Raw genomic sequence first — 13,565 nt, forward strand, 5'->3', positions numbered from 1 at the left:
GACACCCTGCCGACGACCGAGAGGAACGACGTGAGCGATCAGCGCGGCGCGCGCGACAGCAGCTCCGACGGTTCCGAGGATCTCGGTGCGGACGACGCTGTCGCCGCCGACGATGCTGCTGCCGCCCACGATTCCGCCGGGTCGAACCGTCCCTCCGGCAAGCGCGCAGCCCGTCGGACCAGGTCCGCGGACGAGGCGCCCTCGCTGACCAAGGACGGTGCGAAGACCACCGCCGGCAAGTCCGTCGCCACCGCCTCTCGTGTCGAGGGCCGTACCCGTGCCGAAGCGATGCCGAAGATGAACATCTTCAAGCGGCTCCGCAAGTTTCTGCGCGAGGTCGTCGCCGAGCTGCGCAAGGTCATCTGGCCCAACCGCAAGCAGATGGTCACCTACACCGCTGTGGTGTTGGTGTTCGTGACGTTCATGGTGGCCTACATCAGTGGGCTGGACCTGGCGTTCATCAGGGGAGTGCAGTGGTTGTTCGGCTGACGCCGGACACACAGGTCCGCACGACCACCCCGAGTACGACCGGAACGATTACAGGAAGCGAGTGCCTTTCGTGAGCACGCCCCATAACGACGCCACCGAAGTGGCCGCCTACGACGCTCAGGTCGAGGCGACCAAGCAGGGCCTCGAAGCGGAGCAGGCCGCACAGGACCGCGAGACCGACGAGGCCATCGCGGCCGATGTCGCTGCCGCCACCGGTGACACCGACGAGTCGGAGACCGCCGACGCTGTCGACACCGATGCGGACGCCGTCGTCGCCGACGACGCTCCCATCGACGCGGAGCCGGTCGACCCCGTCGCCGAGATGAAGGCTGCGCTGCGGCGCGCCCCCGGCGACTGGTACGTGATCCACTCGTACGCCGGGTACGAGAACAAGGTGAAGACCAACCTCGAGACCCGCGTCCAGAACCTCGACGTCGGTGACTACATCTTCCAGGTGGAAGTTCCCACCGAGGAGGTCACCGAGATCAAGAACGGCCAGCGCAAGCAGGTCAACCGCAAGGTGCTGCCTGGCTACATCCTGGTGCGCATGGAACTGAACGACGAGTCCTGGGGTGCCGTTCGCAACACCCCCGGTGTCACCGGCTTCGTCGGCGCCACGTCGCGCCCGTCCCCGTTGACCATCAACGAGGTCGTCAAGTTCCTCATGCCGCAGGAGGACAAGAAGAAGGCCACCGCCGGCGCCACCACCGGTGCCGAGGGTGCGGGCGAGACGTCGTCGAAGCCGACCATCGAGGTCGACTTCGAGGTCGGCGAGTCCGTCACCGTCATGGACGGCCCCTTCGCCACGCTTCCCGCCAGCATCAGCGAGGTCAACGCCGAGCAGCAGAAGCTCAAGGTGCTGGTGTCCATCTTCGGCCGCGAGACTCCGGTCGAGCTGGGCTTCACCCAGGTCGCCAAGATCTAGGGCGCTCAGAACCCCCCACAACTTGCAGGCAGTACCGCAAGACATCCGAGAACCACGCAACAACCTAGGAATCACAGATGCCCCCCAAGAAGAAGAAGCTAGCCGGGATCATCAAGCTTCAGATCCAGGCCGGTCAGGCCAATCCGGCACCGCCCGTGGGCCCCGCCCTCGGTCAGCACGGCGTCAACATCATGGAGTTCTGCAAGGCGTACAACGCCGCGACCGAGTCGCAGCGTGGCAACGTCGTGCCGGTGGAGATCTCGGTCTACGAGGACCGGACCTTCGACTTCAAGCTGAAGACCCCGCCTGCCGCCAAGCTGCTGCTCAAGGCAGCCGGCGTCGCCAAGGGTTCGGGCGAGCCGCACAAGACCAAGGTCGCCACGGTGACCATGGATCAGGTGCGCGAGATCGCCAAGACCAAGGCCGAGGATCTGAACGCCAACGACATCGACCAGGCCGCGAAGATCATCGCCGGCACTGCTCGCTCGATGGGTATCACGGTTCAGGGCTGAACGACGTGAAGCCCGAGTCCACACATCTGGGCTGAGCAAGCGGCTCACCAGCTCCACAGCATCACGTGGGAGAGCCGGCCAGGCTCGTCAACCACGCTCCGAACAACGAACGGACATCATCATGGCAAAGCGCAGCAAGGCCTACGAGGCCGCAGCAGCGAAGATCGATCAGGACCAGCTCTACTCGCCGCTCTCGGCGGCGAAGCTGGCCAAGGACACCGCGTCGAGCAAGTTCGATCCGACCGTCGAGGTCGCGATGCGTCTCGGTGTCGATCCCCGCAAGGCGGACCAGATGGTGCGCGGCACCGTCAACCTGCCCCACGGCACCGGTAAGACCGCCCGCGTCATCGTCTTCGCCGCAGGCGCGAAGGCCGACGAGGCCGTCGCCGCCGGCGCGGACGAGGTCGGCGCAGAGGACCTGATCGAGCGGATCCAGGGCGGATGGCTGGAGTTCGACGCAGCGATCGCCACCCCTGACCAGATGGCCAAGGTCGGCCGCATCGCCCGCGTTCTCGGACCGCGTGGCCTGATGCCGAACCCGAAGACGGGCACGGTCACCAACGACGTGACCAAGGCCGTCGGCGACATCAAGGGCGGCAAGATCAACTTCCGCGTCGACAAGCAGGCCAACCTGCACTTCGTCATCGGCAAGGCGTCGTTCGACGATGCCAAGCTGGTGGAGAACTACGGCGCAGCCCTGGACGAGATCCTGCGTGCGAAGCCGTCGTCGGCCAAGGGCCGTTACGTCAAGAAGATCACGGTCTCGACCACCACCGGACCGGGCATCCCGGTGGACCCGAACCGTACTCGGAACCTCCTCGAGGACGACGCGACCGCCTGAGTCACTCGCAGCACCGAGGAAGGCCGGCACCCCGTGGGGGTGCCGGCCTTCGTCGCGTTCTCAGGCCTTGGCGACGTTCGCGAGAATGGTGTCGACCACCCGGTCCACGAGGGCGTTCGGGATGTCGTGTGCCATGCCGTCGACGAGCACCAGCTCGGATCCGGACACGTGGCGCGCGATGGCCTTCCCGCCCGCGGGACGCACGAGGGGATCCGCCGTGCCGTGGATGACGACCGTCGGCGCCGTGATCCGCTTCGTGTACTTCACGAGGCTCCCGGTCCCGGTGATCGCCGCGAGCTGGCGGACGATGCCGGCCGGGTAGTAACCGCGGTCGTACGCCTCGGTCGCGTCGGCGACACGTTCGTCCCGCGTGGTGGGGAACTGCTTGCTGCCGATCGTCTGGAACGTCGTTGCCTGGTGTTCGATGATCTGCTCGCGCGTCGCGTTCTTGGGCGGAGGCTTGAGCAGTGGCGCGAGCGCGCGGACGTCGGGCGGCGGCAGGAACGCCTCGTTGGTGCTGGAGAAGAGGATGGAGACCGAGCGGATGCGCTCGGGGTGCGACCCCGCGACCACCTGTGTGATCATGCCGCCCATCGAGGCGCCGACGATGTGGGCCGACTCGATGCCCAGGTGATCGAGCAGGCCGACGGTGTCCTCGGCCATGTCCACCACGGTGTACGGGACCGAGCTCGACTGTCCGAGTTCGTGGCGGACCAGTCGCAGCAGGATGTTCCCCGTGACGCGCTGTCCGTCGAGCTTGCCCGAGAGTCCGATGTCTCGGTTGTCGAATCGGATCACACGGTAGCCGGCGTCGATCAGTTTGCGGCAGAACGGCATCGACCACGTGACCAGCTGGCAGCCCAGTCCCATGACGAGCAGGATCGGCGGGTTGTCGATGTCGCCCATGTCCTCGTAGGCGATGTCGACGGCGCCCACGGAGGCGGTGCCGGTGCGTACCGCGACCTCCAGCTCGTTCTCGGAACGGTCGGTCTCGGGTGTGCCTGTCATACGTGGTTCTCCTTTACCAGCCGGGCTCACCGAGCAGCGGCAACGTGATGAAACTGGGGTCCGTCGGGTCGAGGTCGACGTCCTGCGGTCGCCATCGGGTGCGGAGGCGATCGGGCAGGATCGGCACGAATCGAGGCGCGTCTGCCGCGAAGATGTCGAGTCGCAGGCGGTGTCCGGGGTGCAGGACCGCCTCGGTCGAGAGTAGTTCGATGTCGAGGACGATCGGTTCGCCGGGGACCACGGGGAGCAGCGACTCGCGCGTGAGCGGATGGTGGGCCACCAGGTAGTCGCCCGACTCGGTGCGGATGCTCTCCGCGTCGTCGATCGCGCGGCGCGACGCCAGCAGCGCTCCGTTGGTGAGCACGGTGGGAGTTCCGTCGGGGGCGACATCGCACAGCATCACGGCCCACATCGATTCGCGGGCGCGCGCGACGGTGCGGACATGGACGTTGGCGGGCCCGGAGTAGACGACGGTGGTCACGACGGGAGGCGTGGTGAACGTGAGGGCGTCGCCCTCCGCGAAGCGGTTGTCGTAGGTGAAGCCGCCGCCGAGAACGGCCGGAACGCCGGCCAGCACCTGGGTGGTGTCGCGGGAGATCAGGGTCCGGAGCCCCGGCTTCACCGTGAGGCGGGCGGTGTCGGTCGGGGCCTCGAAGTGCAGGGACCCGTCGTGCCGACTGTGCGATGCGGTACCGGACGAGTCGGCGCTCAGGTAGAGGCGCCGAGCCACGGCGGCGGGCGCGGGGAACCGGCCGTGCGCCTCCCAGCCACCGCCCTGCTGACGCAGGGTGACCGGCCCGTAGCGGTCGATGCCGTTGTCGATGCCGCGCAGCCACTTGTCGAACCAGGCGCGTTCGAGCACGTCGAGCCGCGGCGGGAACCCGGGCTCACCGAAGCCGATGCCGGGATTGCCGTGGTACCCGTCGCCCACCAGAAGTTGTTTGCGCCCGCGTTCGACGGTGAGTCGGTTGTACATGTCGGGCGCAGCGCCGCCGAAGATGTCGTGCCAGCAGCCGTAGAGGAACGTGGGGACCGCGATGTCCTCGATGGTGGGATCGATGGTGTCGAAGGACGGGTCGTCGTAGATGCGGGGGTCCGACCCGGTGAGGAACCCGTTCACCAGATTGCTGACGTTCGTGGCGGGCGACCGCAGCCGGTCCGACAGCCAGCCGACTCCGCCGCGTCGCAGAATCTGTACTGCCGGAACCCATTTCAGGATGTTGACGGCCGAGAGCCACAGGGGGATGAAGAGCGACGGTGCGCCGCCGGTGGCGAAGATCTCGCGGACGATGTCCTCGGATCCCTCGACGGCGAACACGGCGTCCGGTCCGGCGCTTCCCGCAGCGGCGGCCTGCAGGGAATTGATGGCGGAGTAGGAGATGCCGGCCATGCCGACGTGCCCGTCGCACCACGGCGACGCCCGGATCCATTCGAGGATCTCCAGGGTGTCGCGCTGCTCGCGCGGGCCGAGCGTGTCCCACACGCCGGACGAGGATCCCGTGCCACGTGCATCGACGATGACCTGCACGTAACCGCTGCGAACGAGATGTCGGTTCACGGTGAGCAGATCCGCGGCGCCGCCCGCGACGACACGGGTGATCTCGGAGATGCCGTCGAACGGGGTTCCCGAGAGGTCGACGGTGCGGGACACACGCCGCAGTGCGGCCCCCAGGACGGGGGCTTCGAGGAGCGCGTCGATCGAGTCGAGCAGAACCGAGTTGTACGGGGTGATGTTGAGGACGACGGGGAAGCGGGACGAGACGGACCGTCCGGCGGCGTCGGCAGGGGACACGACGATGGCGCGGAGAACAGCTCCGTCGGTCATCGTGACGGCGGCGCCGCGGTCGATGTGTACACGGGGGAACTCGGGAGTGGACTCCACGAGTTCTGCCCATGCTCGACCGTCGGCGCCGCCGGTGGGATCACGATGGAAGGGCGAGACGACGTGCTCCGGTTGCACCAGTGCATGGGCCGATGTCGTCGTCATGAACGTCGAGTCAACCTCATTGCTGTGACACGCGGTACACAACCCGCCATTCCCGGCCCTTCGACAACGGCGAGGGCACGCCGTCGTTCGATGTCACCAGGTGAGTGCGCTGCTACTTGCCGCCCTCGGGGGTTCCTTCGCTGTCGCTGAAGAAGGCCCACTCGCCGTCGTGCTCCACTTCGAGACGCCAGCCGAGCTCGGCGTCGTCGGACTTGTTCTCCTTGAACCAGGTGTGAGCGTCGGTGGAGTTGGAGATCTCCTTGGTGGCGACGACGGATCCAGTGGGGTCGAGTACGCGGTAGTTGGCCATGCTCGTGGTGTTCCCGCGTGGCCCGTGTTCCAACCTCGGGAGCCTCGGCAGCGGTGATTTGGGCTGCTGTACGGCCCCGGGGTACTCTTCTCGACGGACCTCACCTCGTGTGGGTTCCACCTGATCTGTTCCACCCAAGACCGTTGGTCATCGTCTGCTCTTCCCGAGAAGGCGATTGAAGGTCCGGCCGAGCCGGCGACCCACGCAGGAGGACCGAGGACCAGGAATCCGTGCAGGCTTGCCCTGCATGCATTCTCACGCCCCGTGTGCCCTGCACCGGGGCGTTTCGTCTTTTCCGGGCCAGGCCGACTCGAAGTAACGAGAGGAGGCGAAGTATGGCAAAGGCTGAGAAGGTATCCGCAGTAGCGGAGATCTCCGAGCAGTTCAAGGGCGCCACGGCGGCCGTCGTCACGGAATACCGTGGTCTGTCGGTCACCCGTCTGACGGAGCTCCGTCGGGCCCTCGGTGCCGGAGCTACGTACTCCGTCGCCAAGAACACCCTGGTCAAGCGTGCCGCAGCTGATGCGGGCATCGAAGGCCTCGACGACTTGTTCGTCGGTCCGACCGCCATCGCGTTCATCGATGGTGAGCCGGTCGACGCTGCCAAGGCGATCAAGCAGTTCGCCAAGGACAACAAGGCGCTCGTCATCAAGGGCGGCTACATGGACGGCCGCGCGCTGTCCGTGGACGAGGTCAACAGGATCGCGGATCTCGAATCCCGCGAGGTCCTGCTGGCCAAGTTGGCCGGTGCGATGAAGGGCAACCTGGCAAAGGCCGCAGGCCTGTTCAACGCTCCCGCATCGCAGGTCGCACGTCTCGCGGCCGCACTGCAGGAGAAGCGTGCCGCAGAAGAAGGCGCATCTGCGCCGGAAGCTGCAGCTGCCGAATAGCTGATCCGCAAGGACTGCACTCCCCGAAGGACGGCCGGTCCCCGGCTTCCCTCATCCAACACCCTGTCCCCGGATCGGCGACAAGGACTCAACGGAAGGACCGCCACCATGGCGAAGCTCAGCACCGAAGAATTGCTCGACCAGTTCAAGGAGCTCACCCTCCTCGAGCTCAGCGAGTTCGTGAAGGCATTCGAGGAGACCTTCGAGGTCACCGCAGCTGCCCCCGTCGCCGTTGCTGCCGCAGGCGGAGCTGCTGCTCCCGCCGAGGCCGCTGAGGAGCAGGACGAGTTCGACGTCGTCCTCGAGGGCGCCGGCGACAAGAAGATCCAGGTCATCAAGGTCGTCCGTGAGGTCGTCTCCGGCCTCGGCCTGAAGGAAGCCAAGGACCTCGTCGAGAGTGCTCCGAAGGCGATCCTGGAGAAGGTGGACAAGGCTTCGGCCGACGCCGCCAAGGAGAAGCTCGAAGCTGCCGGCGCGAAGATCTCCATCAAGTGATCTAGCTCCACAGCGCGACAGCGGCCGTACCCCTCGGGGTGCGGCCGCTTTTCTCGTGTCTCACGGCTGTGATGCCCGAGGTCAGCCCACGGTGGGCAGTGCGGCGCGGGCGAGAAGGTCTCCACCCGCAGCCCGGATCTCGATCTCCGCGACGTCGGGACGTAGCACCGCGGCGTTCATGCGGCAGTCGATGGTGACGGCGGAGCCGAGGAAGCTGCCCGAGGATCGATCCGCTCCGGCCCGATCCACCAACACCACCTCGAAGGCCGCGTTCCGCGGGACCCCCTCCATCTCCAGGACGGTCTCCGTTCCCCACGTGTGGGCGACGACACCACCGTCGACGCTCACGTCGGGCGCCGTTTCCGTGAAGTCGACCGTCTCGAAGGCGCCCAGCTCGCCCGGTGGTCCCTCGACTTCGGGGGCCGCGATCGCGCCGCCGTCCGACGCCCCGTCTCCGACGTCGACCGCCTGCGCGCCGAGTACCGCTGCGACGCCCACGGCGATTCCGGCGACAGCCGCAGCGGCCGTGGTGAGGCGACCGCGACCGCGGCCGGACGGTCGGACGATGCGTCGCCGGAGCAGGTCGCCGGGTTCCGCGTCGTCCCACGTCAGTCCCGCCGCGGCACCCAGCGCCCCTGCTGTACCGCGCAGTTCGCGAATCTCGTCGGCGACCGAGGGATCGTCCGCCTCCAGGGCGCGGAGCTCGCGCCGCTCGGCGTCGGTCAGGTCGTCCGCCACCGCGGCCGCGATCAGTTCCTCGCGTCGCGGATGTCCCGGAGTCATCAGGTCTCCTGACCGTCGAAGTGAGCGCGCAGTGCGCGCAGGGCGTAGTACGCGCGGGTGCGCAGGGTGCCGATCGCGACGCCGGTGCCCGCCGACAGCTCCGCGTAGGACAGGCCGGTCAGGTGGATGGCCACCACCACCTGCCGATGTTCGGGGGACAGGGTGGCCAACCCCTCCACCACCCGCATCCGGGTCAGGACGTGATCGCTGCGATCGGGTTCCACGGCATCGTTCTCCGCCACGGGGATCGACGCGACCGTCGGAGTACGGCCGCGAGCCCGCAGACTGTCCGTGACGACGTTGCGTGCGATGGCGAAGAGCCAGGTCCGGGTTCCGCCGCGGGACTCGTCGAATCTGTCCCGCGCTCGCCAGGCGCGCACGAAGGTCTCCTGCACGCAGTCCTCGGCGGCGACACGATCGTGCAACACGTTCACGGCGAAACCCAGCAGGGACGAGGCGTGGGCGTCGTAGGCGGCCGCGAGGTCGAACGGCGGGCTCTCACGCGACCGGAAGATCGCCAGCGTCGGCCCCCTCGATGTCGGGGGAGGGGTGTGCCCCGCCGGTGCCCGTGCAGGACGAATCCTACTCACCGTCGACGCCGCTCCGACCTCCATGGTGGGTGTACGCCGAGATTCGCGAGATCGTTCGACCGCATGAACGTTTCGGTCATACCGGACGTATCCCCTCTCGAAGGACGTCCGCGCATCCCGATCGGAAGGTACGACCATCATGACGACACGCACTGCACGGGAAACGATCATCGTCGCCGGAAGCGCTGCAGCGTTTCTCGCGCTCGCCGCAGCCCCCGCGGCGGCAGAGACACCGGTCGGCGAACCGTCGTCGTTCACCAGCGCCTTCACGGCCATGGCGACGCCGGACCAGGTCCTGAACGCGGACGGCGTCGCGACGCCGGGTGAGCCCGGCGCGACCGGAACCTTCACGTTCCGCATCAACTCGGACGAGAACATCATCTGCTACGACATCACCCTGGAGGGCGTCACCGGTGACTACATGTCGCCGGCGAAGACGGCGACGCACATCCATCAGGCTGCGGTGGGCGCCGCGGGTCCGCCGCGTATCGCGTTTCCGAACCCCTCTCCCGTCGGCGACGGACCCCGCACCAGCAGCGGCTGCCTGCAGGGACCGTTCACGACCGGCGTGATGGCGAACGGTGCGGACACCGGAACGAACTTCGACCTCGCGGCCATCGAGGCGAACGCCGCCGGGTTCGCCGCGGACAGTCACACCACCGCCTTCGCCGCCGGCGCGGTGCGCGGACAGCTGACCCCGATTCCCGTCGGTGGTGTGGAGACGGGCGCCGGTGGATCTGTCGCCGACTCGTCGACCGCGACCGTCGCGGGAGTGGGTGCTGCCGTTCTAGGCGTGGCAGCCCTCGTCGGAGTGGGTGTCGCTCGTCGGCGGAACTCCTGATCGACCGACGCCGATGAGACGGTCGACGCGCGCGAGTGCGTTCCTCCTGGTGGGGCTGGTGGTCGCCTGCGCGCGACCACCGGCCGCACCGCCCACCGAGACGGCGGTCTCCGTGACGTCTCCCTCTGCCGCGACCGTGTCCGGGACGGGACCTCTCGTACCGGCGCGGGTGTCGGCACCCGCGATGGGTCTGGACGAACCGTTGATCGAGCTGGGTCTGAACCCGGACAACACCATGGCGGTTCCCGAGAATTACGACGACGTCGGATGGTTCACCGGCGGTGGTCGCCCCGGGCGTCCCGGTGCGGCCGATCAGGTCGGACCCACGGTGCTGGCCGGTCACGTCGACTCGACCACGGGCCCTGCCGTGTTCTTCCGCCTCCGCGATATGTCGGTGGGAGACGACGTCACGGTGACCACGACGTCAGGCGTCCCCGCGCGATATCGGGTCACGGATATCGGCGACTACGCGAAATCCGAGTTCCCGACGGCGCGCGTGTTCGGCGCCGTCCCGCGTGACGAGATCCGACTGATCACGTGTGCCGGAGTCTTCGACGACGACGCGGGGTCCTACGAGAACAACCTCGTCGTCTTCGGCACCCGCGTGGGGTGATGCGACACCTCAGGCCAGAGAGAAGTTCTCGCCGCGGTGGTAGGCCGCCAGGGACGACTCGGTCTCGCGGATCGACGGCGGGTGGAACGCGAACGCCGACACGACGGACTGCAGGTACGCGATGTCGGGATCGGTGATGAAGGCGATGCCGCCCAGGGCCGTGACGGCAGCATCGACCGCACGGCGCAGGGCACCGCGCAGTGCGATGCGGCAGAACAGTAGCCGTGCCGAGATGTCGGCACCGCGCTGACCCGAGTCCATCGCCGCGGCGACGGCCTCGAGGCCCGCGATCGCCGCTTCGAGCTCCGCGGCAGCCGAGGTGTAGACACTGTCGCTGACCTTCGGATGCCCCACGAGTCGCTCCACGAGCGCCGTGGCCGCGCCGATGTATCCGGCCGACGCGAGGATGCCGAACCACAGGAACCCGGTGAGTTCGTGCATGCCCTCCGGATCGTCCAGCGCTCCGACCATGGTCAGCGACACCGGCACCCGCACGTCCTCGAGGACGACCTCCTCACTCTCCGCACCCGCGAGAACAGGCGTCGTCCAGAACGGACGCACCGAGACACCGGGCATCGACGCGGGAATGAGCGCCACCGCCTTGCGGGTCTTACCGCCCTTCTTCTCGCGCGTCGCGACGCTGGCGGCGAGGAAGTCCATCGATGCCGAGAGGCTGCACGGCTTCTTGCTGCCGTTGACGACGTAGTCGCCGTCGTCGTAGTAGGCGTCCACGGACGGTACGAGAGTGCTGCCCACACCTTCCGCGAACCCGGACGCGATGATCGACTTCTGTTCGATGAGGCCGGCGACGAGCGGCAGCTCCTCCTCCGGGCCGGCCATGGCAATCTCGATGATCGTGGCGATCGACAGGTGGTGCATCGTGACGGCGGCAGCGAGCGACGGGGAGGCCGCGCCGATGGCCCGGTGGACGCGCAGTGCCTCGACGGCGGTCGCGCCGAGTCCGCCGAGCGTGGTGGGCGCGATCAGTCCGCACCCCCCCGCGTCGCGGAACGTCGCGATGGCATCGCTTCCGGGCGCCTCGAGCACGGACAGCGGCGTGGCTTCGAGGTAGGTGGCGAGGGCGGGCAACAGTCGACGGAGTGTGGCGCGTTCGGTCGACATGAGCCGCGACGGCTGAGCGGTCCCGTCGGACGCGAGAGCTGCTCTGTCAGCGAGAACGGACACGTACCGGCCTTTCGTCGAGGAAGGGTGACCGTGGCTGGGGGTGTGAACCCGAGTTCCAGCACGTCACTCGATACCGCAGTATTCGGGGTCGGCGACGACCTCGATGGCGCCCGTCTCAACTCCTGTTGCATGACACAAGTCCGTTCCCGTTCGTTGGCAACTACTCACAGGTCGCGGCACCCTCCCGGCGTCTGTGCTGACCGTAGGCTCGAATCACAGACGTCTCCCGTCGCACGGGTCCCCCGGACCGGCGAGCGCACTCGCGTCACGTACCGATCCCCCACATCCTGGAGCGAAGATGAGTTCGCAGAGAATGCTCGACCGAATCCGCCACGACAAGAGGATCTGGGCCCATCGCGTCCTGACGAAGCACGACCAGAACCCGTTCTTCCGGGTCATGAAGTCGGTCAACGCGCCGGTCGTCGACGTGGAGGATCGCAGCGTCATCATGCTGGGCTCCAACAACTACCTCGGTCTCGCCGACCATCCGCTGGTGCGCGCGGGAGCCGCTGCGGCACTGGACAAATACGGCGCAACGGTCACGGGCAGCCGGTTGCTCAACGGCACCATCTCGCTGCACACCGAGCTCGAGGAGGCGCTCGCGGACTGGCACGGGACCGAGCAGGCCCTCGTCTTCACCACCGGGTATCAGGCAAACCTGGGCGGGATCAGTGCGCTGTGCGGTGTCGGCGACACCATCATCGTCGACTCGGCCGCGCACGCGTCCATCTACGACGCCTGCCGTCTCTCGCGCGCCACGATCCGTGCCTTCCGTCACAACCGCGTGGACCTGTTGGAGGAGAAGCTCTCCCGCTCCACCGGCGTCGTCATGGTGGTGGTGGACGGTCTCTACTCGATGCACGGTGATCTGGCCCCGCTGGACGAGATCGCCGCGGTCTGTGAGAAGTACGACGCGGCTCTGTTCGTCGACGAGGCGCACAGCGTCGCGGTCATGGGCGCGAAGCGCACCGGTGCCGCCGAGTTGTTCGGCATCGAGGACGACATCGACGCCCGGATGGGTTGCCTCTCCAAGGGGCTCGGCTCCTCGGGTGGTTTCGTGGCGGGCTCGAAGGACATCGTCGACGCGATGCGTGTCCATGCACGCACGTTCCTGTTCACCACTGCGGGCGTGCCGGCGGCGCTGGGCGCGGCCCTCGCCTCCGTGCAGCTCATGCAGACCGAGGAAGGCGCCGAGCGTGCCACTCGCACACTCGCCAACGCGCGGTACCTGCACGACGGGCTCGTGTCGGCCGGCGTCGACGTGCATGCTCCGAGCCCCCTCCCGGACGGTACGGACATGGTCTCGCCCATCGTCCCCGTGAACGTCCGTGACGATCTGCGCACCGTGAACACGTGGCGGAAGCTCTGGGACGCAGGCATCTTCGCGTCCGCCGCCATGTTCCCCGCGGTGGCCCGCGACGGCGCGCTCCTGCGCCTGTGCGTCCAGCCCGATCACACCACCACCCAGCTCGACTACGTCGTGGAACAGATGGGACTGTTCCTCGGCGAGAACTCGTCCACCCCCGACTCGGCCCCCGCCGAGGTGGGTGCGGCGCTCGCCGCGCCGGCACCCGCGTCGGTCTGACCCGGTGACGACACAGGTCGATCAGCGCACGACGTACGACTGCGCGGCCGAGGTGCTGCACGCGACTCTCACCGACGAGGTGTACTGGCGGGACCGCATCGCCGAGATCGGCGGCGGTAGTCGGGTGGTGGAGCATCGCGTCGAGATCGGTCTGGTCACGTCGGTGGTCGATCAGGATCTCGAGGCAGCAGCACTGCCGAAGGCGTTGCAGCGCTTCGCCGGAGCGTCGATGTCGGCACGGTGCACCGAGTCGTGGCAGCCCGTGCGGGACGACGGATCCGCGCAAGGCCACTACACCCTGCGGGTCACCAGGATGCCCGTGGTGATCGACGGGGACCTCGAACTCCTCGCGACGGGAGCGCAGCAGTGCGTGCTCCACTTCGTCGGCACGGTGGACGCCTCCATTCCGGTGATGGGTCCCGTGGTGGAGAAGATCATGGTCGGCGAGATCGACAAGAGCTTCTCCGCCGAGCGCGAGTTCACGCAGTCGTGGCTCGCTCTGCGCACCTGA

Annotated in this window: 16 protein-coding genes; 10 read left to right on the top strand and 6 right to left on the bottom strand. The window is 67.7% G+C overall.

Features of this window, described 5'->3' with window-relative positions; genetic code table 11:
• Positions 1 to 30: 30 nt before the first annotated feature.
• The 4 genes from secE (at position 31) to rplA (ending at position 2,767) form a co-directional block, all read left to right on the top strand.
• Entirely contained in the window at positions 31 to 489 is a 459-nt protein-coding gene (secE, locus tag HQ325_RS13685; RefSeq protein ID WP_222630332.1) for a preprotein translocase subunit SecE, read from the top strand.
• A 70-nt stretch (positions 490 to 559) separates the two neighbouring features.
• Positions 560 to 1,414, top strand: a complete 855-nt coding sequence (nusG, locus tag HQ325_RS13690) for a transcription termination/antitermination protein NusG (RefSeq protein WP_222630333.1) — start codon at positions 560 to 562, stop codon at positions 1,412 to 1,414.
• 77 nt (positions 1,415 to 1,491) lie between these two features.
• Positions 1,492 to 1,926: a 50S ribosomal protein L11 gene (gene rplK, locus HQ325_RS13695; protein WP_042574055.1), complete on the top strand. Its 435-nt coding sequence runs from the start codon at positions 1,492 to 1,494 to the stop codon at positions 1,924 to 1,926.
• A 121-nt stretch (positions 1,927 to 2,047) separates the two neighbouring features.
• Positions 2,048 to 2,767: a 50S ribosomal protein L1 gene (rplA, locus tag HQ325_RS13700; protein WP_027504557.1), complete on the top strand. Its 720-nt coding sequence runs from the start codon at positions 2,048 to 2,050 to the stop codon at positions 2,765 to 2,767.
• A gap of 60 nt (positions 2,768 to 2,827) precedes the next feature.
• Here rplA and HQ325_RS13705 read toward each other — a convergent pair whose 3' ends face one another.
• From HQ325_RS13705 to HQ325_RS13715, 3 genes are all read right to left on the bottom strand, one after another.
• Complete coding sequence (locus HQ325_RS13705; protein ID WP_374107228.1) at positions 2,828 to 3,673, bottom strand: alpha/beta fold hydrolase; 846 nt, start codon at positions 3,671 to 3,673, stop codon at positions 2,828 to 2,830.
• A 115-nt stretch (positions 3,674 to 3,788) separates the two neighbouring features.
• A complete protein-coding gene (locus HQ325_RS13710; RefSeq protein WP_222630335.1) occupies positions 3,789 to 5,762 on the bottom strand; it encodes a CocE/NonD family hydrolase in 1,974 nt (657 codons plus the stop codon).
• A gap of 112 nt (positions 5,763 to 5,874) precedes the next feature.
• Positions 5,875 to 6,072 (bottom strand): hypothetical protein, encoded by a 198-nt coding sequence (locus tag HQ325_RS13715; RefSeq protein ID WP_222630337.1) that lies wholly within the window; start codon positions 6,070 to 6,072, stop codon positions 5,875 to 5,877.
• 335 nt (positions 6,073 to 6,407) lie between these two features.
• Here HQ325_RS13715 and rplJ point away from each other — a divergent pair, with 335 nt between their 5' ends.
• Together rplJ and rplL are read left to right on the top strand one after the other, a co-directional pair.
• Complete coding sequence (gene rplJ, locus HQ325_RS13720) at positions 6,408 to 6,962, top strand: 50S ribosomal protein L10 (RefSeq protein WP_042574052.1); 555 nt, start codon at positions 6,408 to 6,410, stop codon at positions 6,960 to 6,962.
• 108 nt (positions 6,963 to 7,070) lie between these two features.
• Entirely contained in the window at positions 7,071 to 7,457 is a 387-nt protein-coding gene (gene rplL / locus HQ325_RS13725) for a 50S ribosomal protein L7/L12 (RefSeq protein ID WP_027504561.1), read from the top strand.
• 81 nt (positions 7,458 to 7,538) lie between these two features.
• Here rplL and HQ325_RS13730 read toward each other — a convergent pair whose 3' ends face one another.
• The gene (locus HQ325_RS13730) at positions 7,539 to 8,240 is read right to left on the bottom strand and encodes a hypothetical protein (protein WP_222630339.1); all 702 of its coding nucleotides are present in this window, start codon (positions 8,238 to 8,240) and stop codon (positions 7,539 to 7,541) included.
• Positions 8,240 to 8,830 (bottom strand): sigma-70 family RNA polymerase sigma factor, encoded by a 591-nt coding sequence (locus tag HQ325_RS13735; protein ID WP_308014452.1) that lies wholly within the window; start codon positions 8,828 to 8,830, stop codon positions 8,240 to 8,242. The genes HQ325_RS13730 and HQ325_RS13735 overlap by 1 nt, the downstream gene beginning before the upstream one ends.
• Positions 8,831 to 8,969: 139 nt before the next feature.
• Between HQ325_RS13735 and HQ325_RS13740 the strand changes: the two genes are divergently transcribed.
• A complete protein-coding gene (locus tag HQ325_RS13740; protein WP_222630343.1) occupies positions 8,970 to 9,671 on the top strand; it encodes a CHRD domain-containing protein in 702 nt (233 codons plus the stop codon).
• 13 nt (positions 9,672 to 9,684) lie between these two features.
• On the top strand, positions 9,685 to 10,284 hold the full coding sequence (locus HQ325_RS13745; protein ID WP_222630345.1) for a class F sortase: 600 nt from the start codon (positions 9,685 to 9,687) through the stop codon (positions 10,282 to 10,284).
• A gap of 9 nt (positions 10,285 to 10,293) precedes the next feature.
• On the opposite strand, the gene HQ325_RS13750 is transcribed toward HQ325_RS13745, so the two are convergent.
• Positions 10,294 to 11,469: an acyl-CoA dehydrogenase family protein gene (locus HQ325_RS13750; protein ID WP_308014450.1), complete on the bottom strand. Its 1,176-nt coding sequence runs from the start codon at positions 11,467 to 11,469 to the stop codon at positions 10,294 to 10,296.
• A 298-nt stretch (positions 11,470 to 11,767) separates the two neighbouring features.
• Here HQ325_RS13750 and HQ325_RS13755 point away from each other — a divergent pair, with 298 nt between their 5' ends.
• Positions 11,768 to 13,054, top strand: coding sequence for an aminotransferase class I/II-fold pyridoxal phosphate-dependent enzyme (locus HQ325_RS13755; RefSeq protein WP_261778179.1), 1,287 nt, complete (start codon positions 11,768 to 11,770; stop codon positions 13,052 to 13,054).
• Between the two features lie 4 nt (positions 13,055 to 13,058).
• Positions 13,059 to 13,565, top strand: a complete 507-nt coding sequence (locus HQ325_RS13760) for a DUF2505 domain-containing protein (protein WP_222630347.1) — start codon at positions 13,059 to 13,061, stop codon at positions 13,563 to 13,565.

It is taken from the genome of Rhodococcus sp. BP-349, from assembly GCF_019835845.1.
In the GTDB taxonomy this organism is placed as follows: Bacteria; Actinomycetota; Actinomycetes; order Mycobacteriales; family Mycobacteriaceae; genus Rhodococcoides.

Bases quoted from the DNA above. Each gene is read 5' to 3' on its own strand.
- HQ325_RS13715 (WP_222630337.1), bottom strand. From the start codon at position 6,072: ATGGCCAACTACCGCGTACTCGACCCCACTGGATCCGTCGTCGCCACC.
- HQ325_RS13755 (WP_261778179.1), top strand. From the start codon at position 11,768: ATGAGTTCGCAGAGAATGCTCGACCGAATCCGCCACGACAAGAGGATC.
- HQ325_RS13710 (WP_222630335.1), bottom strand. From the start codon at position 5,762: ATGACGACGACATCGGCCCATGCACTGGTGCAACCGGAGCACGTCGTC.
- rplJ (WP_042574052.1), top strand. From the start codon at position 6,408: ATGGCAAAGGCTGAGAAGGTATCCGCAGTAGCGGAGATCTCCGAGCAG.
- HQ325_RS13730 (WP_222630339.1), bottom strand. From the start codon at position 8,240: ATGACTCCGGGACATCCGCGACGCGAGGAACTGATCGCGGCCGCGGTG.
- rplL (WP_027504561.1), top strand. From the start codon at position 7,071: ATGGCGAAGCTCAGCACCGAAGAATTGCTCGACCAGTTCAAGGAGCTC.
- rplK (WP_042574055.1), top strand. From the start codon at position 1,492: ATGCCCCCCAAGAAGAAGAAGCTAGCCGGGATCATCAAGCTTCAGATC.
- HQ325_RS13705 (WP_374107228.1), bottom strand. From the start codon at position 3,673: ATGGGCGACATCGACAACCCGCCGATCCTGCTCGTCATGGGACTGGGC.
- HQ325_RS13745 (WP_222630345.1), top strand. From the start codon at position 9,685: ATGAGACGGTCGACGCGCGCGAGTGCGTTCCTCCTGGTGGGGCTGGTG.
- rplA (WP_027504557.1), top strand. From the start codon at position 2,048: ATGGCAAAGCGCAGCAAGGCCTACGAGGCCGCAGCAGCGAAGATCGAT.
- HQ325_RS13740 (WP_222630343.1), top strand. From the start codon at position 8,970: ATGACGACACGCACTGCACGGGAAACGATCATCGTCGCCGGAAGCGCT.